21 protein-coding genes are annotated in these 24474 nt (G+C 45.8%); 3 read left to right on the forward strand and 18 right to left on the reverse strand.

Annotated features, from left to right (window positions below):
• Window positions 1-59: 59 nt before the first annotated feature.
• The 12 genes from DXD65_RS19040 to tig form a co-directional block, all read right to left on the reverse strand.
• Window positions 60-1253: an OmpA family protein gene (locus DXD65_RS19040; protein ID WP_009037822.1), complete on the reverse strand. Its 1194-nt coding sequence runs from the start codon at window positions 1251-1253 to the stop codon at window positions 60-62.
• Window positions 1254-1382: 129 nt separating this feature from the next.
• Window positions 1383-3299 (reverse strand): DNA mismatch repair endonuclease MutL, encoded by a 1917-nt coding sequence (gene mutL, locus DXD65_RS19045; protein ID WP_005829573.1) that lies wholly within the window; start codon window positions 3297-3299, stop codon window positions 1383-1385.
• A 39-nt stretch (window positions 3300-3338) separates the two neighbouring features.
• The gene (locus tag DXD65_RS19050) at window positions 3339-3629 is read right to left on the reverse strand and encodes a hypothetical protein (RefSeq protein ID WP_005829571.1); all 291 of its coding nucleotides are present in this window, start codon (window positions 3627-3629) and stop codon (window positions 3339-3341) included.
• Window positions 3630-3633: 4 nt separating this feature from the next.
• The gene (locus DXD65_RS19055; RefSeq protein WP_005829570.1) at window positions 3634-5355 is read right to left on the reverse strand and encodes an OstA-like protein; all 1722 of its coding nucleotides are present in this window, start codon (window positions 5353-5355) and stop codon (window positions 3634-3636) included.
• A 25-nt stretch (window positions 5356-5380) separates the two neighbouring features.
• Window positions 5381-6748: a peptidylprolyl isomerase gene (locus DXD65_RS19060; protein ID WP_005829568.1), complete on the reverse strand. Its 1368-nt coding sequence runs from the start codon at window positions 6746-6748 to the stop codon at window positions 5381-5383.
• Between the two features lie 10 nt (window positions 6749-6758).
• Complete coding sequence (locus DXD65_RS19065) at window positions 6759-7607, reverse strand: peptidylprolyl isomerase (protein WP_005829565.1); 849 nt, start codon at window positions 7605-7607, stop codon at window positions 6759-6761.
• Window positions 7608-7664: 57 nt separating this feature from the next.
• The gene (locus DXD65_RS19070) at window positions 7665-9227 is read right to left on the reverse strand and encodes a peptidylprolyl isomerase (protein WP_005829563.1); all 1563 of its coding nucleotides are present in this window, start codon (window positions 9225-9227) and stop codon (window positions 7665-7667) included.
• Window positions 9228-9316: 89 nt separating this feature from the next.
• Window positions 9317-10792, reverse strand: coding sequence for an IMP dehydrogenase (gene guaB / locus DXD65_RS19075; protein WP_005829561.1), 1476 nt, complete (start codon window positions 10790-10792; stop codon window positions 9317-9319).
• Between the two features lie 102 nt (window positions 10793-10894).
• Window positions 10895-13078 carry a DNA helicase RecQ gene (recQ, locus tag DXD65_RS19080; protein WP_005829559.1) on the reverse strand — a complete coding sequence of 728 codons (2184 nt, stop codon included), beginning with the start codon at window positions 13076-13078 and terminating at the stop codon, window positions 10895-10897.
• A 174-nt stretch (window positions 13079-13252) separates the two neighbouring features.
• Window positions 13253-14497, reverse strand: coding sequence for an ATP-dependent Clp protease ATP-binding subunit ClpX (clpX, locus tag DXD65_RS19085; RefSeq protein WP_005829557.1), 1245 nt, complete (start codon window positions 14495-14497; stop codon window positions 13253-13255).
• A gap of 2 nt (window positions 14498-14499) precedes the next feature.
• Window positions 14500-15162: an ATP-dependent Clp endopeptidase proteolytic subunit ClpP gene (gene clpP, locus DXD65_RS19090; protein WP_005829555.1), complete on the reverse strand. Its 663-nt coding sequence runs from the start codon at window positions 15160-15162 to the stop codon at window positions 14500-14502.
• A 131-nt stretch (window positions 15163-15293) separates the two neighbouring features.
• Complete coding sequence (gene tig, locus DXD65_RS19095) at window positions 15294-16649, reverse strand: trigger factor (protein WP_005829551.1); 1356 nt, start codon at window positions 16647-16649, stop codon at window positions 15294-15296.
• A gap of 474 nt (window positions 16650-17123) precedes the next feature.
• Here tig and DXD65_RS19100 point away from each other — a divergent pair, with 474 nt between their 5' ends.
• A complete protein-coding gene (locus DXD65_RS19100; protein WP_005829545.1) occupies window positions 17124-17372 on the forward strand; it encodes an RNA recognition motif domain-containing protein in 249 nt (82 codons plus the stop codon).
• An 82-nt stretch (window positions 17373-17454) separates the two neighbouring features.
• Here DXD65_RS19100 and lptB read toward each other — a convergent pair whose 3' ends face one another.
• A complete protein-coding gene (gene lptB / locus DXD65_RS19105; protein ID WP_034523256.1) occupies window positions 17455-18195 on the reverse strand; it encodes an LPS export ABC transporter ATP-binding protein in 741 nt (246 codons plus the stop codon).
• 182 nt (window positions 18196-18377) lie between these two features.
• Between lptB and DXD65_RS19110 the strand changes: the two genes are divergently transcribed.
• On the forward strand, window positions 18378-19121 hold the full coding sequence (locus DXD65_RS19110) for an MlaE family ABC transporter permease (protein WP_005829541.1): 744 nt from the start codon (window positions 18378-18380) through the stop codon (window positions 19119-19121).
• On the forward strand, window positions 19118-19888 hold the full coding sequence (locus DXD65_RS19115; protein ID WP_005829539.1) for an ABC transporter ATP-binding protein: 771 nt from the start codon (window positions 19118-19120) through the stop codon (window positions 19886-19888). The genes DXD65_RS19110 and DXD65_RS19115 overlap by 4 nt, the downstream gene beginning before the upstream one ends.
• 114 nt (window positions 19889-20002) lie before the next feature.
• Here DXD65_RS19115 and der read toward each other — a convergent pair whose 3' ends face one another.
• The 5 genes from der to DXD65_RS19140 all read right to left on the reverse strand — a co-directional run bounded on the left by der (window position 20003) and on the right by DXD65_RS19140 (window position 24237).
• Entirely contained in the window at window positions 20003-21316 is a 1314-nt protein-coding gene (gene der / locus DXD65_RS19120) for a ribosome biogenesis GTPase Der (RefSeq protein ID WP_005829538.1), read from the reverse strand.
• A gap of 49 nt (window positions 21317-21365) precedes the next feature.
• Window positions 21366-22247, reverse strand: a complete 882-nt coding sequence (era, locus tag DXD65_RS19125; RefSeq protein ID WP_005829536.1) for a GTPase Era — start codon at window positions 22245-22247, stop codon at window positions 21366-21368.
• 85 nt (window positions 22248-22332) lie between these two features.
• Complete coding sequence (locus DXD65_RS19130) at window positions 22333-23337, reverse strand: beta-ketoacyl-ACP synthase III (RefSeq protein WP_005829534.1); 1005 nt, start codon at window positions 23335-23337, stop codon at window positions 22333-22335.
• Window positions 23338-23460: 123 nt separating this feature from the next.
• Entirely contained in the window at window positions 23461-23646 is a 186-nt protein-coding gene (gene rpmF / locus DXD65_RS19135; protein WP_004288267.1) for a 50S ribosomal protein L32, read from the reverse strand.
• 12 nt (window positions 23647-23658) lie between these two features.
• Window positions 23659-24237, reverse strand: a complete 579-nt coding sequence (locus tag DXD65_RS19140; RefSeq protein WP_005829530.1) for a DUF177 domain-containing protein — start codon at window positions 24235-24237, stop codon at window positions 23659-23661.
• Window positions 24238-24474: the final 237 nt, after the last annotated feature.

Here is a 24474-nt window from a genome sequence, read left to right on the forward strand (position 1 = left end):
GCATGCCCCTTCTCATTTCTATAACTCGTAACTCCTTGTAGCTTGTAGCTCGTAGCTTTCTAATTGGCAGATTTCACCAATACCACACGGTTCAGAATCGGCTGTCCGAACTTATCGACACCACCACCGGCATCCACCTTCAGGCGGTCAGCAGGAATTCCGTATTGTTTTACCAATACATCGACCACGGCTTGTGCACGCTTCAAACTCAACTCTTTGTTGAATGCCGGCGTACCGGTTGCAGAGTCTGCATATCCGTTTACAGTGTAAGTGGCGTTCGGGAACTGTTTCATCTGGTCTGCCAGATAAGACAAGTTCATTGCTTCACGTGGAGAGACTTCGGCAGAACCGATATTGAAGAATACGGTACGCGGTGCTATATCCGGATCGGGAACAATCACTTCGGTTTCCGTAACTTCGGCCACCGGCTGGTTCTGTGCAGCCACCAATGCATTCTGCAGCTGCTGGTTGGCAGCTCCCATCTCTGCAAGCTGTGCCTGCATGGCAGCCAGCTCTACCTGAGAAATCAACTGAGGCATCGGGCGACGGAATCCACGGGCGGGGAAACGGTATGTCAACCCTACCGTTGCACTCAGCACGCCATCATATCCATGATCGCCGCCAACTTCGCCATCGAACTTATCTTCAACGCCCATTGCGCTCAGCTCCAGGTTAATATCTATCGCATTGGAAATACGGAAGCGATTGATGATACCCGCGTTTACAGACAGAGCTTCGCGGTGAGGCTTTGTGTAGTTGTGAGTGAAGCCAGCACCTACATAAGGAATGATTTCATACACACGGTGCTGGTTGTATCCTCCAAACAGCGCATTCAGATTGAACATCACATCTCCGTGCAGATTCATATAGTCGAAACGCTGTTTGTAGTAGCCGTCATCCATCTGAGTGCCTTTCACGTAGTCAGCACCTGCATCATACGTATATCCTCTTGCCTGAAGGCCGCTATATTGCAGACGTACTCCCAGTCCCGGGGTGAACCATTTGCCGATGGCAAAATTCAGCGTCGGACTGATACGCTTGCCAAAACTTCCTGCCTTATCATTATCTCCAAAAGTTGCTTCGGCACCACCGCCTATAGAGAAAAACCAATTACTCCAGAACGGATTAGTGATTACCTGATATTTATCCTGAACCTGGATAACACCAAATTCTTCCACAACTTCAGTCTTTTGCTGCGCCATGGCAACAGAAGACACACCAGCTAAAGCCAGTAACATTAGAATCTTTTTCATATACCTTAAAATAGTTAAGTGGTTAATTAAACTCTTTATCATTCAAACTGTCTAATTAACGCCAACAGAACTAAAAGGTTCTGAATATTTGTACTTTTTTTGCCTTGATGCAAAAGAAAGTACTCTTCCTTATTTGGAGAAAAGCTTTTCTATGTCGTCTTCTTTAATGGTCGCCAGCACCGTCTTTCCGTCCGGAGTATAATTCGGGGATGGGCATGCAAACAGATTGTCCACGAGATTGGACATTTCCTCGTTGCTCAGCACTTGTCCATAGACGATGGCCGCAGCACGTGCCAAGGTCGATGCAAGAATTGTCTGCACCTCTTCCTTAACGTCATTCCCTTTTTCCATAGCAGTATGTACCATATTCCGGACCAATTCTACCGGGTTCAACCCCTCTATGCCCGAAGGTATGCCGTTGATGGCATAGCTGCCGCCACCCAGCGGGCTCAAATCGAAGCCTACTGCCGACAAATCTTCCAATATACTTTCCAGTACGGCAGCTTCCGAAGCCGGCAACTGGATAATCTCCGGAAACAATACCCCCTGGGATACGCCTTGTTTCTGTCGAATCTGGCTCATATAGCGGTCGAACAATACCCGGACATGCGCCCGGTGCTGGTCTATCAGCATCAGACCCGATTTAACGGAAGTCAGAATAAAACGCCCCTTGAACTGGAAGTGTTGCGCTCCTTTCTCTACCGTTGCCTCATTGCCATAGAAAGAGGCGCTTGCCCCGGAAGGAACCGTTTCCTGGAAATAAGGAACCCTCTCCTCCTCTCTTGGAGCCGTACCGGTAACCGTATCCTCTACAAAAGGCTCTTCCTCCATCGGCTCGTTCATCCTGCTGGCTTTTTCCAAACCGGAATAAAGCCCCTCCCACTCCACTTTGGGGCGCGAATAATTGCCACCGCCTCCATAGGAAGAAGCGGAAGACGTCTTGAAGGGATTGAAATCCGTGTTATAGTGTACCTTCGGAGGCTCTATCGGACGAGCCTGCTCGAATGCAGGAATATCCGGCATGTCCTCGGTATCAAAATCGATAGTAGGTATAGCGCTAAACTTGCCTAAGGATTCCTTGACCGCAGCCGACAGAATCTGCCAGATAGCCTGCTCATTCTCGAACTTAATCTCCGTCTTCGTCGGATGGATGTTCACATCGATATTGGCAGGGTCTACCTCGAAATAAATAAAGTAGGAGATTTGCTCACCGGCAGGAATCAGCTGCTCATAAGCGTCCATCACCGCTTTGTGGAAATAGGGGTGACGCATATAACGCCCGTTCACAAAAAAGTATTGGTGCGCTCCTTTCTTGCGCGAGGTTTCCGGCTTGGCAACAAAACCGGAAATCTTTATCATCGTCGTATTGACGTCTACGGACAGCAACTGCTGATTCAGTTTCTTTCCGAAAACTGCCATGATGCGTTGCCGCAAAGGCATTACCGGAAGATTGAACAATTCCGTATCATTACTATACAGATAGAAGGCTACCTCAGGATGCACCAGCGCTATACGCTCGAATTCCGTAAGGATATTGCTCAACTCCGTAGAGTTGGCTTTCAGGAATTTACGCCGGGCAGGAATATTGAAGAATAGGTTCTTGATGGAAAAATTGCTTCCCTTAGGGCAGGAAACGGCTTCCTGGCCCTCGACTTTAGAGCCGGCAATCAACAGTCGCGTCCCCAGTTCCTCGCTGGCTGGGCGTGTTTTCAACTCCACTTCAGCTACCGCAGCAATGGAAGCCAACGCTTCTCCACGGAAGCCCATGGTGCGTAGGGCAAACAAATCGGCAGCTTCGCGTATCTTTGAAGTTGCATGGCGTTCAAAAGAAAGACGCGCATCCGTTTCGGACATCCCCTTTCCGTCATCAATCACCTGGATGCAGGTCTTGCCCGCATCGGTAATCAGCACATGTATTTCCTCTGCTTCGGCATCAATTGCATTTTCCACCAATTCCTTCACAACAGATGCCGGACGCTGAATCACCTCTCCGGCAGCAATCTGATTGGCAACCGAATCGGGCAGCAAATGAATGATATCGCTCATGATAATGTTTAATGATTAGAGATTAATGATTAATCATTATTAAATGATTCCGTTACTGATGGCATACCACAGATAAATCAGCACAGCTATGACAACAAGGATTATGCCCAAATGCATCGGCTTACGTCCGCTCTCCTTGCGCCGCTTCAAGTGAGTTGTTCCTTCTATGAATTTGCCCCGTATATCCTCGGGCGAGAATTCCTTTTCCGGCAGCATACCCAGGTCACGCTTGGCGTTTTCTTCCATCTTCGCCAACTTCTCTTTCCGCTCATCCACATAGATATAGCTATGATTGAAGCCACGAGGCTTCCGCATTGCAAACATTCCCATGACGCTACTTATTATTTCGTTTAATATGCATATTCCTTGGCGAAGTTACAGGTTTCCGGTCACTTTTCTTCAATACTTCACCTGCTTTTTTAGCCCTCCACTCGAAGATGTCCTCCTTGTTGAGCGGACGGATGTAGTCGAACCAAACAAAAGAAGGCAGCCTGCTCTTATCTGGTGGAATCTGGTCCAAAGGATAGGCTGTACCGGTAGTCTTTCCAACAAAGACTCCGCGCTCCATTCTTCTCTCCTTCAAGTACATTTTCAAAAGTCCACCTTCCGAATAGTTCATCATAATCAGCGAACTGTCCTTCTCCTCTACCGGATAATACACCACCAATACATTGCCGTTTACCTCCACCAGACGCATGTCTCCATCTATGAAGAAAGCTTTCATCTCCTTACCGGAAACTTGGTTATAGTGAATACTGTCCTTTTTCTCTACCGTCAGGGCCTGATTGATGATATGTGCCCAGTCGATGGTACTATCGTTCATGTAAATTTTAATTTCCTCGCCCAACAACTGTTGTTCCCCGTGCCACAAGATAGGGTCGGTGTACATCGTCATGCAAGAGTCCTTGGAATTATACACCAACGAATCGCATACGGCCTGCACATCCGTGCGATAAGCACGCACCTTATGATAGGCACGCATCTCCCGGTACATGGAATCGGTATTCATATGGTAGGTAATCAGCCGCAAAGTATCACCGTGCATAAACAGACTGTCGCCCTGCGAATAGTCGATAGCTACGGCACGTTTGGTGGCAACGGCGCTTCCGGTCAGTTCGTTGTAGAAACAATAGTCGCCAGTCAACATGTTCCGGTTGACCGTATCATTCATCTGTACATTGTCAAAAGCCTCGCCGTATCCCAAGATGCGGTCGTAGAAAAGGCTGTCACCGGTCAGTTTCTTGCCTTCGTTAGTCAGTACGGAACGGTCGAGCAGTTCTGCCTGCTCAGTAGTCGTATTGTACACGCCACGTTCGGAATAAATATGATTTTGGTCACTCACAATGTCGGAGGGGCCTAAAATAGTAGCAATCTTGGTAGCTGTACTATACTTCAAGGTATCCGAAGTCAAGACAAACTTCGGATTGACCAGCTTCACGTCGTGATTGAAGACAGCCAACTTGGTGGCAGGGCTATATTCTCCCCACTCGGAAGTCAGCACATTATCCTCGTCGGTCAGCGTACCGCCTTCGAAGTAATAACCCAAATCGTACAGACGGTCATAGTTCAAACTGTCGGTTGTCAGCACCGTATTACGATTTATCATACGTACATTCTCACGCAGCATGGCCAGCTGCGACATGCCGTCATAATACAGATAGTCTCCATAGATAAACAAGGTGTCGCCCTGCTCCATACGCACATTGCCGAATGCCTCCACAGAATTTATCTTTTCGAATATCAGCGCACTATCACAGAACATGTACATACTGTCATGCTTCATCCTCACCGAACCGATGAGTACCTGCACATCAGGACGCAACTGTTTGTCCGCCTGCGCCTCATCTGCGTACAACAAATCGACGCGCGTCTTCTTCTTTTCCGACGTCTCCGTCTTTTTCTGTTCAATCGAGTCCACTTTCCTCTTCTCCGGTGCACCAGTACTCTTCTTTTTGTCCTGCGCACTCAGCAGACAGATGCCAAACAAGCATAGAATGCCTACCAGGAGGTATCTATGCTTGTTCAGGAAATGATTTTTTGTATTCTTCTTTTGCATACAAATCCATGTAAATCCTTCCGGATTATTCTTTGATCCAGCCCGGATACTTGAACGTACAGTTATTCTTCCAATTATCCTTGATACGGACATACGTGTGCTTCTGCTTCTCACGAATCCACTTGTCCAGCACTTCGTCGCGGCGTTTCTCCAACACAATCTCTTTCAAGTTCTGATAGTCATCGGCAATGGTAGCCTTGTGTCCCGTCGTACGGCTCTTCAGTTTCACAATCACACACTCTTCTTTTCCGGTCTTTTGCGGAATCATGGTGAAGGCTTCGGAGATTTCGCCCACTTTCATCTTATCCACCACCTTGGCTATTTCAGGGGGAAGTTCCTGCATCTCAAAACGGGAAGTGTTCGTATTGGGATTCGGCAACAAACCATGATTGTTACGCGTATCCTTATCCTGCGAAAGCACTGAGGCAGCCTCTTCAAAAGAGAACTTGTTATTGCGGATATCATCGGCAATAGAATCCAAACGGGCACAACCGGCAGCCAGAGCTTCTTCCGGAATATGCGGTTTCAACAGAATGTGGCGTGTTTTAATACGGTCACCGCGCTTCTCTATCAACTGAATGATATGGAAACCATATTCAGACTCTACAATCTTGGAAACCTTGCTGGGGTCTTGCAAGTTGAAAGCTACATTGGCATAAGCGGGGTCCAGCATACCGCGTCCCGAAAACTCTATTTCACCGCCACGCATGGCCGAGCCACGGTCCTCGGAGTACAGACGAGCCAACATGGAAAAGCTTTCGCCCTTATTGACACGGTCGGTATACTCACGCAGACGCCTCTTTACATCTTCTATTTCCTCCAAAGGAACCTTGGGCTGCTGAGTGATAATCTGCACCTCCACCTGGGTAGGGATATAAGGAATGCTGTCCTGCGGCAAATCCTTGAAGTAACGGCGCACCTCAGCCGGAGTTATCTTAATCTCACCCACCAGTTTCTGCTGCATCTTCTGAACTTTCAATCCTTCACGGGCATTCTCGCGCAGCGTTTCACGAATCTGGCTGGAAGTCTTATTGAAGTATTCCTCCATTTTCTCACGCGAACCGATGTTGGCGATATACATGTTCGTCATATAGTCCACACGCTGGATAACCTCACTCTCGGATACTTCGATACTGTCGAGGGCAGCCTGGTGAAGATACAGCTTCTGCACGGCTATCTCCTCCGGTATCACGCAATAAGGGTCACGGTCAAATTTGCGTCCTTCATACAATGCACTCATGCGTGCTTCTTCCACTTCGGACTTCAGTATAGCCTCGTCACCTACTACCCACACTACCTCGTCAATTACGTTGTCTTGTCCATAAACGGTAGAACCGACTAATAGCGTCAAGGCAAATAAAATTACAAACTTAAAGTTCATACACTGTTTCATTCTTGGTGTCTTATTCTAAATAATATTTAATCTTGTCTCTTTTCACCGCCCGTTGGTACAAATCATCCTTCACTTGCTTCATGAATTCCACCTGCTTCACGTTCAGCAGCATATCCTTCACTTGCCTACGGGCAAACTCATAGGGTTCCTGCTCTCCCACCGGGCGATAATCGCTCACATTCAGGAAATAATGGAAAGCCGTATCCTTCAGCTCTACATGGCGATTCTTGTCCAGATACTCGTCCACATTAGGAACCTTCAAGGGCAGCATATCCAGCACTTCCGATACCGGCACCCATTTATCATAAAAATACTCATACTTCACAGCATTCTGCAGACTGTACTTTTCCAGATGTTCCACCGCCTCACGGGTTTCCGTCTTGTACCAGCGACGAACATTGCCCAGCTGCGGGGCTGTCAAAGGAACTTTGATGAACAAGCCTTTCATCAACGGACGTTCCACCTTGAAGAGCGCCTGGTTCTTCTCGTAATACTCCGTCAAGTCTTGTTCTGAAATCTCCTCTGATAGCCGCTGATGTATTAAAGCCTGCTGATAGGTATGCATTATCAATGCTTTGCGATAATTCTCCACAAGTTTATCAATCTCACCGTTATTGGGAATATTGCTCTGCGCTTTATCGTACAGCAAAATATCTTCCACCCAATTACGGATATAATGTTCTGCAAACAACAGACTGTCGTCTTTGGACAAACCGGCAGGAAGTACCGATTGCAAATCTTCCCGGTAAAGGAAATTGCCGTCCAACTCCACTAACGGTGTCCACCCTTTATGGTCGTGCTGCTCGCTGCACGCCGCACAGAGAAGGAAAATTAAAAGCCCAAAGCAGGTTGTTCGCATCACCAACTGATATTTACTTCGTTTTGAGGTACGAAGATAGTGTTTTAATCGGTTGCATCAGTGATTATTAACGGTTTTTAAAACCTCTTGGTCAATTTCAACCTTACCGGCAGCACGCAACTTTGCCACCCAATGCGTTTCCAAATAGTTCCGATAAGCGGTTACGAGCGGCTCTCGCACCTCTTGCCAACTATCTGGTCCCTTCTGCTTACGACCTTGTACAGCAGTAAAGGGAAATGACAAAACCGGGGTTGCATTCTTCCCTTTGAACACCAATTCATCCACATATGCATTATCACCGGGAGCAAATAATCCTTGCTCTGCCCGCACCTTGGGAGTATCGCCGGCATTGAAAGTGAGACGGATGGCATCCATCCACTCCTCTTCCGGAATCTGTTTCAGAAATTTCCGTACTTGCTTCGCCACCCGCTTGGTAGTACAATGCAGCACAATACCCTTATAACGCGGTTCGTCCCAATGGAAGTCCGAACGGTGCGCCTCAAAATATGCTTTCAATCCCGCTTCATCCACCACACTCCTCTTTCCCACTTCACGGTCAGTGATTTCGGCAAGCAACATGCTGTCACGATGCCCCTGCACCAACGCACAGAATTCGGGATGCTTCAATTCCAGACGGGAGTTTTCATAGTCCAGAATCGTTTTTACTGTAAAAGCCTCCAACTGTCTGCGCGTCCCTGCCGGATAAACAGCGGCAAATCCGGCAAACTCTTTTCCACCGTATGCCTTGCCATCCAGTGTAAACAATACACGGGAAGTGCTTCCTTTGGCCAGCAGTTCGTCGATACCGGCTTTATCCGGCATATAGTGATATTCTTTCTTCAGTTTATCCACAAAAGCCCGCGTTCCTTTATCCATTCCATGACGACGGGTTTGACAACGGATTATCTTGTCCTTCATCCTCTCAAAAGGAAGGATTTCCTGCTGTTCGAGTACTTTCACGATATGAATGCCTTGAGGAGTGAGGAACGGACGGGAAATCTCTCCGGCATTCAACCCGAATACAATATCCTCAAACTCCACCGGCATCTGCAGCCAACCCACCCAAAACGCTTTCTTCTCATCGGAAAATTGCTCGACGCAAGCATCGAAAGACGGCACAGCTCCCCCTTCCTTTGCAAGAGCCCTGTAGATAGAATCCATCCTGGACTCCATCTCACGCAAGGTATGACCGGAAATATTCTGGGGAAGATATTTAAAAATATGCTTCACATATACCCGGCCCGCACGCCGGCCGGATTTCATCTTGTCATAATACTGCCGTGCCTCCTGCTCTGCCGTCTCCTCATCTGTCAAGTATGATTTAATCAGACAGCGGCGATACTCATCCTGCTCCTTCTGGAAGACACGGGAAGTATCCAATCCCGCAACTTCGGCAGCCTCTATTTTCAGCCTGAAGTCTATAAACTTATTCACATATGCATCCAATGCCTTCCGGCCTGCACCGACAGAGGTACCGCCCTTATTATAGCTACGTTCGAATTCAGAACGGAGGACCTCCTTTCCATTGATACGCATCAGTACCGGATCGTCCTGGGCCGAAACAGCCAATCCGAACCCGAGGAAGAAAAACACCCAAAACAATCTAACCATAAGCACCATCCGTTCTTTTTATACGGCTGCAAATATAAACAAAATGCCCGGAAAGCGGCAATCTCTCTCCGGGCATTCACTATTATTTTGTTATTATCTTACTCTGGACGGCTATAGTTCGGTGCCTCACTGGTTATAGATACATCATGCGGATGGCTTTCGAGTACACCTGCATTAGTAATGCGGGTAAACTTGGCATCGTGCAGTTTCTCTATATTGGCTGCACCGCAATAGCCCATACCGGCACGCAGACCGCCAACCAACTGATAAATCACTTCATACAAAGTACCTTTATAAGGAACGCGGGCAGCAATGCCCTCTGGAACCAATTTCTTCACGTCACTGGTACCGCTTTGGAAGTAGCGGTCCTTGGAACCATTTTCCATAGCTTCCAGCGACCCCATACCCCGATAGGACTTGAACTTACGACCGTTGAAAATAATCGTATCGCCCGGAGACTCTTCCGTTCCGGCAACCAGCGAACCGATCATCACGCTGTAACCACCGGCAGCCAACGCCTTCACCACATCGCCCGAGTAACGCAAACCGCCATCGGCAATCAAAGGAATACCCGTGCCCTTCAGTGCCTTTGCCACATCATAAACCGCAGACAACTGAGGAACACCCACACCGGCAACTACACGGGTAGTGCAGATGGAACCCGGACCGATGCCCACCTTTACTCCATCAGCACCAGCCTCGACCAATGCCTTCGCAGCTTCACCGGTAGCAATATTACCAACAACAATATCAATATGAGGGAAGTTAGCCTTGGCTTCTTTCAATTTTTCAATAACCCCCTTGGAATGTCCGTGAGCCGTATCAATGACAATGGCATCCGCCCCTGCATCCACCAAAGCCCGCATGCGCTCCAAAGTGTCATTCGTCACTCCCACTCCGGCAGCAACGCGCAGACGACCTTTGCTATCCTTGCACGCCATAGGTTTATCCTTTGCCTTGGTAATATCCTTATAGGTAATCAGACCTACCAATTTGTTGTCTTTATCTACTACCGGCAACTTCTCGATTCTATGTTCTTGCAGAATTTGAGAAACAGCCTCCATATCCGTCGTAGGATTGGTAGTAATGATGTTCTCCTTAGTCATTACCTCATCGATACGCTTATTCATATCTTTCTCAAAACGAAGGTCACGATTGGTAACAATGCCTACCAAATATCTTTCATCATCTACCACCGGAATACCACCAATCTTGTATTCAGCCATCAAAGCCAGCGCATCAGCTACCGTAGAACCTCTCTTGATAGTCACCGGGTCATAAATCATACCGTTTTCGGCACGCTTCACAATAGCTACCTGACGTGCCTGCTCCTCAATGGACATATTCTTATGAATAACTCCGATACCACCTTCGCGGGCAATGGCAATAGCCATCTTCGCTTCGGTAACCGTATCCATGGCAGCAGTTACAAACGGGATTTTTAACTCAATGTTTCGTGAAAACTTAGTCGAGAGTTCGACTGTTTTGGGCAAGACTTCAGAATAAGCGGGGATTAACAGTACGTCGTCATAAGTTAATCCATCCATTACAATCTTATCAGCAATAAATGACATAGGGCTATGCGTTTAAAATTTATTGCGTGCAAATATACGGTTTTTATTCCATTCCGTATACTTGCACGCAACATTTTTTTCTTTTTTATCAACTAAAACCAATCAGTTTGCCATCTCTGAAATAAACTTGATGCGTACCAAACGTACCTCTTCTTCCGTAAAGTCATCACCCAACTCATCCAGAGCATCGTCAATCTTATCAGTGGTAGATTCCTTGAAATAATCATAGATATCCAGCAAGTGGTCTTCATCCATAATATCCTCCAAGAAATAGTCGATATTCAATTTCGTTCCGGAGTAGACGATAGCTTCTATCTCATCCAGCAGCTCTTCAAACTCAATGCCCTTTGACATGGCAATGTCATCCAATGCCACCTTACGGTCAATGGCCTGAATGATGGCCACCTTCATTTTTGACTTATTGGCCACAGTACGCACACGCAAGTCCTCGGGACGTTCAATCTCATTCTCCTCACAGTGCCGCTTAATGAGTTTACAGAATTCCTCGCCGTAGCGTTTTGCCTTTCCGGCTCCTACACCCGGTATGTTCTGCAACTCGTCCAAAGTCACCGGATATATGGTCGCCATCGCTTCCAAAGACGGGTCTTGGAAAATGACATAAGGAGGCACTTCCAACTTCTTGGACAACTTCTTTCGTAAGTCCTTCAACATGGAGTACAATGCCGGGTCTACCGCACACGCACCGCCTCCACGTGCAGGTGCTTCCTCTTCCACATCCTCAAAGTCATTGTCTTCCACTATTTTGAATGATTTGGGATGTTTAAGGAACTTCTTACCGTCATCTGTCACTTTCAGCAAGCCATAGTTTTCGACATCCTTACTCAGGTAACCGGCAATAAGTGCCTGACGGATCACAGCATTCCACGTTTTGTCTTCTTCGCCCATACCAGAGCCGAACACTTCGAGATCTTCATGCAGATGCGCCTGCACTTCTGAAGTTTCCTTACCTTGTATTATGTCTATAATATAGTCCGCTTTAAAATTTTCTTTCACCGCGAGAATAGCTTCAATCACGGTACACAATAATTCTTGAGCTTCCACTTGTTTTTTCGGATTTAAACAATTGTCACAATTACCACAATTTTCTTCTATATATTCTTCGCCGAAGTAATGAAGCAATGCTTTTCGGCGGCATACGGAAGATTCGGCATACGCAGCAGTCTCCAGCAGAAGCTGCTTGCCAATTTCCTGCTCTGCTACAGGTTTGCCTTGCATAAACTTCTCGAGCTTCTGCAAGTCTTTATTGGTATAGAAAGTAATACACTGCCCTTCTCCTCCATCTCTTCCGGCACGTCCGGTCTCCTGGTAATATCCTTCCAGACTTTTGGGTATATCGTAATGGATGACATAGCGCACATCCGGTTTGTCAATCCCCATACCAAAAGCAATGGTAGCTACAATCACATCAATTTTTTCCATCAGGAAATCATCCTGGTTCTGTGTTCGTGTAGCCGAATCCATTCCGGCATGATAGGCACGGGCATTGATTCCGTTTGCCTGCAGGATTTCAGCAAGCTCCTCCACTTTCTTCCGGCTCAGGCAATAGATAATGCCTGACTTTTCGGGATTGTTCTTAATGAACTTGATGATGTCCCGGTCTACATTTGCAGTCTTGGGGCGTACCTCATAATAGAGATTCGGGCGGTTGAACGATGACTTGAACACCTGCGCATCCACCATACCCAGATTCTTCTGGATGTCATGCTGCACTTTCGGTGTAGCCGTCGCAGTCAACGCTATCAGAGGGGCTTTTCCTATTTCATTGATAATGGGACGGATGCGGCGATACTCAGGACGGAAGTCATGACCCCATTCAGAAATACAATGGGCTTCGTCCACGGCATAGAACGAAATCTTCACCGTTTTCAGAAACTCCACATTCTCTTCCTTCGTCAGTGATTCCGGAGCTACATACAACAGCTTTGTCTTACCACTGAGTATGTCGGACCGGACCTGGTCTATCGCGCTCTTGTTTAGGGAAGAATTGATGAAGTGGGCTATCCCATCCTCTTCGCTGAAGTTACGCATCGCATCGACCTGATTCTTCATCAAGGCAATCAGAGGAGAAATCACGATACCCGTGCCCTCCATCAACAAGGACGGCAGTTGGTAGCACAAAGATTTTCCACCACCGGTAGGCATCAACACGAATGTATCATTACCCGCCAACAGATTCTCTATGATTGCTTCCTGATTTCCTTTAAATGTATCGAACCCGAAGTATTTCTTCAGCTGGTCTATCAAATTAATCTTCTTCCCTGCCATGATTCATTAGGTTGTTGTTTATTGAGTTAACTTTTAATAGTGGTACTCCGCCTTGTTTTCACAAAGAACCCTAACAAAGTTATAAACAACTTCTTAAATTTCAAGCATAATCCATCGAATATTTTTCAATAAAAAGTAAAATAGTCGGTTTTACCCCGTATTACCATCTGATTCTTAAGCACTTTGCAGTCGTGCTATATTTGCCTTTTCAAGCTGGCGCTTGGCGTAGTCCAACGTCACAACAAAATTGTCCTTCTGTTCTGACGGAATTTCGAACATGGCATCCATCATAATTGTCTCCACAATGGAACGCAAGCCGCGGGCTCCCAACTTATATTCTACCGCTTTATCCACGATATATTCAAATACAGCATCTTCAAACGTCAGCTTCACATTGTCCATCTCAAACAGTTTGATGTATTGCTTGATGATGGAATTCTTCGGTTCCGTAAGAATGGAGCGCAATGCCGCACGGTCCAACGGATTCAGATAAGTCAGCACCGGAAGGCGGCCGATAATCTCGGGAATCAGTCCGAACGACTTCAAATCCTGCGGAGCAATGTACTGCATCATGTTGCTCTTATCAATGGTTGCCGTATTGCGTACAGCGCTATACCCGACAACGTGCGTATTCAGCCGCTGGGCAATTTTCTTTTCAATGCCATCGAAAGCCCCACCGCAAATGAACAGAATATTCTTGGTATTGACCGGAATCATTTTCTGGTCGGGATGCTTGCGCCCACCCTGGGGAGGCACATTCACCACAGAACCTTCCAGCAGTTTCAGCAATCCCTGCTGCACGCCTTCACCACTCACATCACGGGTTATGGAAGGATTATCACCCTTGCGCGCTATTTTGTCTATCTCATCAATAAACACGATACCTTGCTCTGCCTCGGGCACGTTATAATCCGCCACCTGGAGCAGACGTGTCAAAATGCTTTCAATGTCCTCACCCACATAACCTGCCTCTGTCAGAACTGTTGCATCTACAATAGTAAAAGGAACATGCAGCAACTTTGCGATAGTACGCGCCAATAACGTCTTTCCCGTACCGGTACTGCCTACCATGATGATGTTCGATTTTTCAATCTCCACATCATCACCGCCGTCCTTCTGGAGCAGACGTTTGTAATGGTTGTACACCGACACAGACAAGAAACGCTTGGCATCGTCCTGACCAATGACATATTGATCGAGGAACTTCTTTATTTCTACGGGTTTAGGAAGTTCTTTCAGATTCAGCTTCGTGGCACTTGCCTTCTTGCCAGCCCCCAAAGCCTCCTGAGTAATCTCATAAGCCTGGGTGGCGCAACTGTCGCAGATATAGCCATTCATCCCCGTTATGAGAAATCCGACTTCATCTTCGGTGCGACCGCAAAAACTGCATCTATTTTTATTCTTTCTTGAATCTGCCATATTTATTTTTTAATCAAAACCTCATCTACCATACCATATTCTTTGGCCTCCTGGGCTGTCATCCAGTAGTCACGGTCAGAATCTGCCCATACCTTGTCAAAGGGAGTGTGGGAGTGGTCGGCGATAATGGTATAAAGTTCTTTCTTCAACTTCTGGATTTCACGTGCCGTGATTTCAATATCCGAGGCCTGCCCCTGGGCACCTCCCATCGGCTGGTGTATCATCACGCGGGAGTGGGTCAATGCGGAGCGTTTGCCTTCGGCACCGGCAACCAGCAATACGGCTGCCATGCTTGCCGCCATTCCAGTACAGATGGTAGCCACATCACTACTGATGAACTGCATGGTATCATAAATACCCAGACCGGCATATACCGAACCGCCCGGCGAATTGATATAGATGGAAATATCCTTGCCCGGATCCACCGAATCCAGATAAAGCAACTGAGCCTGCAAAGTATTGGCTGTATAGTCATCAACCTGCGTACCGAGGAAAATGATGCGGTCCATCATCAGACGGGAAAACACGTCCAACTGCGTTACATTGAGCTGGCGTTCCTCGAGGATATAGGGATTCAAATAGCCGGCTTGTGATTTAATCACATCGTCCAGCACCAAACTGTTCATACCAAGATGCTTGGTAGCGTATTTTCTAAAATCATCCATTTCTTTCTATTTTTTAATTTATAAGGATACAAAGAAACAAAAAAGAACACAGAGACACAAAAAAACACAGAGTTATAGTTTGTCAAACTCTGTGTTTCTTTATAAATTTTAGCCGTAGGCTCACATTACTCTTATGCAAACATCTTATTGAACTCTTCAGCAGAAACGTTCTTATGCTCCAGTTCCACCTGAGACTTCAATGCTGTAGCCAATTTAGATTCAACCACACGATTAACCAAGCCTTCTATGCTCTCTTTCTTCTTAAGCATTTCCTTTGAGTAGTTTTCCAGGATTTCTTCAGGCACACTCATCATACCATATTGTGCAAACTGTGCGCGGGTAGCTTCCTTAGCCATGTTTGTGATGTCTTCCTGCTCAACCTTGATATCATTGGCTTTCACCAGCTGTTCTTTAATCAGGTGCCAAGTCAGCTCTTCGATGCTCTTGTCATAGTTGTCCTCTACAAAGCTTTCTTCCTTGTCAGGATTGTTCAGACGCATAATGCGCTTCAGTAATGCATCCGGGAATTCCAGCTTGCCTACTTTCTCTGTCAGCATCTTACGTGCGTCAATCAAGAACTTATAGTCACTGTCTGCCACGAACTGGTTGGCAATAACTTCCTTCACTTTGGCACGGAATTCCTCTTCCGTTTTCACATTACCTTCGCCAAATACCTGGTCGAAAATTTCCTGAGTCAAGTCACCCGGAACGAAACGTGTGATTTCTTCTACCTGGAAGCTGAAATTGGATTTTACTTCGGGAGCAGCTTCCTTGTCAATCTTCAATAAAGAAGACAATTCGGCAGCATTTCCGTCCCAAGCAGTATTCGGATTGAATACAAGCACATCGTTCACTTTTGCACCGGCAAAGATAGCTTTCTGTTCATCATTTTTCATGTACGAAGGCATCATTACAGCACCTTCCACCTGAATACCACCCTCTTTGGTATTACCTTCTTCATCCAGTTCAGCAAGCAAACCTTTCAGCATGTCATTGTCCTCGTAAACGTCTACCTTGTCATACTTGCCGTTACGTTGAGTGTAAGCCTTGACCTGGTTATCCACCATTTCGTCTGTAACTTCAATAGTATAGTAATCTACCTTATCTTTTGCACTGACTTCAGCTTTAAATTCCGGAGCCAAAGCAATATCAAACAAGAATTCGAACTCTTCCATAGTATCGAAATCAATTTCCTGCTGCTTGTCTTCGTTGGGCAAAGGCTCGCCCAATATATTTACCTTATTGTCCTGGATATACTTATATACTGTTTCTGAAAGCAGCTTGTTCACCTCTTCAGCCAATGCAGACTTACCATACATTTTCTTAACTAAGCTCATAGGAACCATTCCCTTACGGAAACCGGGAATCTGTGCCTTCTGACGGAAGCTCTTCAATGATTTGTCTACTTTTTCCTGATAATCTGCTTTCTCAAGCTTTACAGTAAGCAGTGCGCTTACTTTGTCAATGTTTTGTAATGAAACGTTCATTCTGACAATTATTTATTTGATTTATACTTTGTTCCATATCTCAAATGGGCGTGCAAAATTAGCGTTATTCTTTCAATTATCAAAAGAACATTGCCGATTTATTTCAGTTTAATTCTTGGATAGAGCGGTAGAAGAGCCCAACCATCGGGCTGACAACGGAGGACGTTTACGGGAAAGATACTCAGGGAAAAGACGATGATAAACCGAACCGTCCAGTTTCTATGAAGAGAAATGGGAGATGCCCGAAGGCACGACAATCTACAAAAATAATTAAGGAAAAACATTGTTTATCCGAATTTTATGCGTTTCTTTGTCGCGGAATGATGGCGCATTAGTTTTTCGATTTCCATTACATGGTTTTTACTTCCGTTTTCAAGAACGCTTTTGTAAACTCTCTGTCGTTGTAATCCATTTATTATTCAGCCTTCCTTCCAAGAGAGTTTTATTCATTATATTTATTTTATCAATTTCATTATGAACATTTATGTTGGAAACCTTAACTACCGCGTTAAGGAGAGTGACCTGCAGAAGGCAATGGAAGATTACGGCACAGTATCTTCTGTAAAATTTATCAATGACCGCACCACCGGACGTTTCAGAGGCATCGCTTTTGTAGAAATGGAAGATGACGCTGCTGCAGCTAAAGCTATTGCCGAACTAGACGGTGCTGAATTCTTCGGCCGCCAAATGGTAGTGAAAGAAGCAAGACCTCCAAAATATTAATCATAGAGATTTAAGGAGAAATAAAAAAAGGCCACTGAATGAGTGGTCTTTTTTTATTTCTATCAATCGACAGTATCCGGGATTACTTCATAAAATCCTTGCGACGAAGTACGAAGCTATTACTCAGATACTTTTCACGTACAATCTTATTCTCGGCCAACTCTTCCGGCGTACCCTGGAACAGAATTTTTCCTTCAAACAGCAGATAAGCACGATCGGTAATGCTCAGCGTCTCCTGCACATTGTGGTCAGTAATCAAAATGCCGATATTCCTATCTTTCAACTTCCACACAATCTGCTGAATATCCTCCACTGCAATCGGGTCTACACCGGCAAAAGGCTCGTCCAACATAATAAATTTGGGGTCAATGGCCAGACAACGGGCAATTTCTGTACGGCGCCGCTCGCCACCTGACAACTGGTTACCCTTGTTCTTCCTTACCTTCTGCAAGCGGAACTCTGCAATCAGACTCTCCAGCTTGTCTTTCTGATACTCCAAAGGCTTGTCGGTCATTTCCAGTACAGATGCAATATTGTCTTCCACACTCATTTGACGGAACACGGAAGCCTCCTGCGCCAAATAACCGATACCCGTCTGCGCACGCTTGTATACCGGATATTTCGTTATATCCAAATCATTCAAGAAGATACGTCCCTCATTGGGAGTAATCAGCCCTACGGTCATATAAAACGAAGTTGTCTTACCGGCGCCATTCGGCCCCAGCAAACCGACAATCTCCCCTTGCTTCACATCAATGGACACATGGCTCACTACCGTACGCTTTCCGTACTTTTTCACCAAATCCTCCGTACGCAGCACCATGCTACCTTCCTCCCGTGGCTCTGCCCCGGCAGTCAAGCTTGGTCCGGCCTGCAGATTTTCCTTAACTTCCTCTACATTGTCCTTTATGCCTTTTTCTTCTTCCATACTCTAAAGGTTTTCGCCGCAAATGTAGCAAAAATAAGCCGAAATAGTGTACATTTGCATTCAAATACTTATATGTTATGTTTAAAGCACTTAAGACAGTGGGACGATATATCATACTGATGGGACGCGTATTTGCCCGTCCCGAACGTATGCGTATGTTTTTCCGCCAATATGTCAACGAGTTGGAACAGCTCGGCGTGAACTCTATCGGCATCGTATTGCTGATATCGTTCTTCATCGGAGCTGTAATCACCATACAGATAAAGTTGAACATCGAGAGTCCTTTCATGCCTCGATGGACAGTGGGATATGTAACCCGAGAAATCATGCTGCTGGAATTCTCCTCCTCCATCATGTGTCTGATTCTGGCAGGAAAGGTCGGGTCAAACATCGCCTCGGAGCTGGGCACCATGCGAGTCACCCAGCAGATAGACGCCCTTGAAATTATGGGTGTCAATTCTGCCAACTATCTCATCCTACCGAAAATTGCCGCTATGGTGACAACCATTCCACTGATGGTGACGTTCAGTATATTCGCCGGCATCATAGGTGCCTTCTGTACTTGCTGGTTCGGCGGCATCATGTCGGCGGTAGATTTGGAATACGGCTTGCAGTACATGTTTGTCGAATGGTTTATTTGGTGCGGCATCATCAAGTCACTGTTCTTTGCCTTTATCATTGCCAGCGTATCGGCATTCTTCGGTTACACCGTCGAAGGCGGTTCCATCGAAGTGGGCAAGGCGTCCACCGACTCCGTAGTATGCAGCAGCGTACTTATCTTATTCGCCGACCTAATATTAACTCAACTTTTAATGGGATGATTGAACTGAAAGGACTTTGCAAATCATTTGAAGAGAAAGAGGTACTGAAAGATATCAATGCCACTTTCGAGAATGGAAAGACCAACCTAATCATAGGGCAGAGCGGTTCGGGAAAAACCGTACTCATGAAATGTATCGTGGGTCTGCTGACACCGGACAAAGGAGAATTGTTGTATGACCACCGCAACTTCCTCGCCATGGGAAAGAAGGAAAAGAAAGCGCTCCGCCGGGAAATGGGAATGATTTTCCAAAGTGCCGCGCTGTTCGATTCCATGACGGTACTGGACAATGTGATGTTTCCACTGAACATGTTCAGCAACGATACCCTGCGCGATCGGACTCGTCGTGCCATGTTCTGCTTGGAGCGTGTAAACCTGATTGAAGCCAAAGACAAATTTCCCGGAGAAATCAGCGGCGGTATGCAGAAACGCGTAGCCATTGCCCGTGCCATTGCCCTAAACCCGCAATACTTGTTTTGTGACGAGCCGAATTCAGGACTTGACCCCAAGACCTCGCTTGTCATCGACGAACTGATACAAGATATAACCCGAGAATACAATATGACTACTCTCATCAACACTCATGACATGAACTCTGTAATGGGTATCGGAGAAAAAATCATCTATATTTACGAAGGACACAAAGAATGGGAAGGCAATAAAGACGATATCTTCACTTCCACCAACGAGCGGTTGAACAGTTTCATATTTGCATCTGACCTATTCCGGAAAGTCAAAGAAGTGGAGATACAGAACCTTGAAGGATAAAACCACACCTCATTTTCTAACCTATTACATAAGAAAGCGTCCGGAAGCTATGTTCCGGACGCTTTCTCTTCATAAAACCAGTTAATAGAATCGACTATATCATCACGATATATTTTACTTCTGCCGGATATAGATATTTATCGGAGTTCCGGTCAACTTCCATTTCTCACGCATCTTATTTTCCAGGAATCGTCTGTAAGGCTCTTTCACATATTGTGGAAGATTTGCAAAATAAACAAATGACGGCACCTGGGTATTGGGCAACTGCGTAATATACTTTATCTTGATATACTTACCCTTAATTGAAGGGGGTGGATACGCCTCGATAAGCGGCAGCATTTCCTCGTTCAAACGAGCTGTCGGAATACGCGTCATACGATTTTCGTACACATCACGCGCCTCTTCCAATACCTTCAGAATACGCTGTTTGGTCAGTGCCGAAGCAAAGATGATAGGAAAATCCACAAACGGAGCGAAACGGTTGCGGATAGCATCTTCGAAAGTCTTCATCACCTTCACAGTCTTGTCCTTCACCAAGTCCCACTTGTTCACCACAACCACCAGCCCCTTGGCATTCTTCTGTATCAAGGAGAAGATATTCAAATCCTGGCTTTCGATGCCACGCGTAGCGTCTACCATCAAAATACATACATCTGCATTCTCAATGGAACGAATGGAACGGATTACAGAGTAGTACTCCAAATCCTCATTCACCTTGTTCTTCTTACGGATACCCGCCGTATCTACCAGGTAGAAATCAAAACCGAATTTATTGTAGCGGGTATAGATAGAATCGCGCGTGGTACCGGCAATCTCCGTCACGATGTTGCGGTCTTCTCCAATAAAGGCATTGACTATGGAAGACTTTCCGGCATTAGGGCGTCCCACTACTGCAAAGCGGGGAATATCCTCGTCCAGAATTTCATCAGATTCCTTCTTGAACTTGCTGACGATAAGGTCCATCATATCGCCCGTACCGCTACCCGTTACAGCAGAAATACAATAAGGGTCACCCAAACCCAAACTGTAAAACTCAGGAGCATTGTATTGCAGTTCATGATTATCAGTCTTATTGGCAACCAGCAACACAGGCTTCTTGGCACGACGCAAGATGGCAGCTACCTGCTCGTCGAGGTCCGTAACCCCGTTCATCACATCCACCACGAACAGTATCACGTCGGCTTCGTCCACCGCCATCAATACCTGCTTACGAATCTCTTCTTCGAAAATATCATCAGAGTTCACTACCCAACCGCCGGTATCTACCACGGAGAACTCACGTCCCAACCATTCGGTCTTTCCATATTGGCGGTCACGGGTGGTTCCCGCTTCCTCATTCACAATTGCCTGACGTGTCTTGGTCAGACGGTTAAATAATGTAGACTTTCCCACATTGGGACGTCCTACGATTGCAACTAAATTTCCCATAGTTCACACTCTTTGTTTTTTGCGACTGTCACAGTCGTATGAATAACTCTTAATCCAGCTGATAACCAAAATTACGCAGTTCCTTGTCCGAACTCCGCCAATCCTTATCAACTTTCACAAACGTCTCCAGGAATATCGTTTTCCCGAAAAACCTCTCCAAATCACGGCGCGCTTCAGTAGCCACTTTCTTCAAAGCCTTCCCCTGCTTGCCTATGATAATACCTTTTTGCGAATCACGCTCCACATAGATTACGGCACTGATATGAATCTTCTTTGCCTCCTCCTTAAACTGTTCTACCATCACCTCCACCGAATAAGGGATTTCCTTATCGTAGTACAACAGAATTTTCTCACGGATTATTTCGGTCACGAAGAAACGCGCCGGCTTGTCCGTCCACTGGTCCTTGTCGAAATAGGGAGGAGAGTCGGGCAACAGCTCCTTCACCCGCTTCATGACATAATCCACATTAAATTTCGAAGTAGCAGAGATAGGAATAATTTCCGCCTTCGGCAGCAATTCCTTCCATGCTTCCACCAGTTCCACCAGCTTTTCCTGGTTGCTTAAATCAATCTTATTGATAAGCAGCAATACCGGAACGTCCAAGTGTCCCACTTTCTCCACAAAGTCATTATGCTTGTCGGGAGTCTCAACCACATCTGTCACATACAGCAACACATCCGCATCCGTCAATGCCGAAGTGGAGAAATTCAGCATGGACTCCTGTAACTTATAGTTTGGCTTCAATACACCCGGAGTGTCCGAAAACACAATTTGCATGTCATCCGTATTATAGATGCCCATAATCCGATGACGGGTGGTCTGCGCCTTGAAAGTGGCGATAGAAATGCGCTCACCTACCAAAACGTTCATCAATGTGGATTTGCCCACATTCGGATTTCCCACGATATTTACAAAACCTGCTTTGTGCATGACTTCAGTATTTGAATTGAGACAAAAAAACGCATCGAATCGAAATAGGATGCGTTTTTATCATATTATATTTAGCAATAGTATGTTACTGCTTCTTTCCGTCGTATCCCCACTTCACATACACGGCTCCCCAGGTAAATCCTGCGCCGAATGCAGTGAAAATAAGGTTGTCGCCTTTCTTCAGCTTATCTTCAAAGTCCCAGATGCAAAGAGGCAACGTAGCAGCACTGGTATTGCCGTAACGTTCGATATTAATCAGTACTTTCTCACGAGGAACTTCCAGACGATGTGCCACAGCATCAATGATACGAAGATTGGCCTGGTGCGGAATCACCCAGTCAATGCTATCCTTTGTCAGACCGTTTTTCTCGGCAATGGCCGCGCTAACATCCGACATATTGGATACGGCATACTTAAACACAGTACGTCCTTCCTGATAAATGTAATGCATGTGGTTGTCTACAGTAAAATAAGAGGGAGGACAAACCGACCCACCCGCTTTCATATGCAGGAAAGGCAAACCTTTGCCGTCGGTTCTCAGAATAGCATCCATAATACCTACATCTTCTGTTGTCGGCTCGAGCATGAAAGCTGCAGCGCCGTCTCCAAAGATAGGACAAGTAGCACGGTCTGTATAATCAACCATTGACGACATCTTGTCGGCTCCCACAATGATAACCTTCTTATATCTTCCAGAACGGATGAAATTGGCCGCCGTCTCCATCAGATAGAGAAATCCGCTGCAGGCTGCCTGCAAGTCAAAAGCATATGCATTTTTCAGCCTTAGCTTATCACATAAAATAGAAGCTGTAGAAGGGAAATGATAATCCGGAGTGGAAGTAGCTACAATCACCAGATCTATATCATCCGGATCCGCGCCAGTACGTTGCATCAGCTGTTTGGCAGCTTTACGCGCCATATAGGAACTACCTAACCCTTCTTCATTCAGGATACGTCTTTCCTTTACTCCGATACGAGTCATAATCCATTCGTCATTGGTATCCACCATTCTTGAGATTTCGTCGTTTGTCAAGACGTAATCAGGTACATAACCGCCGACTCCTGTAATTACTGCATTTATTTTTTCCATTAAAATCTTGTTTACTTATAGAACTACTGAAACAACGGTAGTCTAAAAAGGTTTGCTTATTAAATTACAAATCTTTTTAGACGCCCGATATTCAAGTATAAGTTTTAGTCAAACTGACCGTAATTATACGGCAGCTTCCTTTTCAACTGCAAGCTTACCTCTATAGTAACCACATGCACCACATACAGTGTGATATACATGCCACTCACCACAATTCGGGCAAATAGCCAGTGTAGGAGCTACTGCTTTATCATGAGTTCTTCTCTTCGCAGTTCTTGTTTTTGACTGTCTTCTCTTAGGATGTGCCATTTTCTTTAATCTTTAATTGTTATCTAATATTTTCTTTAATTCGTCCCAACGCGGGTCTACCTGCGTTTCTTCTTCATTCATCAGCTCCACCTCTTCTTCCGGAGCAAATGTGTCCTCAGCCATATCATCATCCGGAGTAGTGCGCATATGCTTACTCAATTTGCTGGTCATTGCCTTGTTACACTTACCCGGAGCATGCACATGCTTCATGGGGATGGCCAAAGCTACAAACTCGTACATAAACCATGCTACATTAATCTCACCTTCCTCTTCGGGAATTACAATGAGATTGTCACCTTCTTCGGCATATTCATGACCGAACTTAACCAGCAGCTTATCTGTCGAGCTGACAAGCTGTTCCATATCGTCCAAACAACGGTCACATGGCACCCACACCATTCCGTCTGTCTGGAAGTTCAATTCGAAAGCACGAGATGTTTTCTTTACAACTAACACCACATTGACTTTACCCTTCTGCACTTCCGGTCCATCAATATTGGCAAAGAAAAGGTTGTCTAGCACAAACTCATATTTGCATGAATCTGCTTGCATACCTTTCAGGTCTATTTTGTATTTATCAAACTTTCCCAAAGCTTCTTTTGTTTATTCGGGCGACAAAGATACGAATAATTATCCTCATTATGTAGTATTTAGAGTAAAATATTCATTTTTTTATGTTCATTTCACCCTGATATCACTACAAATCAGCAGAAAACTCATGGCCTAAAACACAAGAACAATCCATGCCGGCATCCAAGTATATGTAAAGATATAAAACGAACAAAGCCTCCGTATCCTTATCAGACACGGAGGCTTCTTCTGAAAACG

Origin of the sequence: Bacteroides sp. 4_1_36, assembly GCF_003466325.1 — a bacterium.
GTDB classification, from domain to species: Bacteria; Bacteroidota; Bacteroidia; order Bacteroidales; family Bacteroidaceae; genus Bacteroides; species Bacteroides uniformis.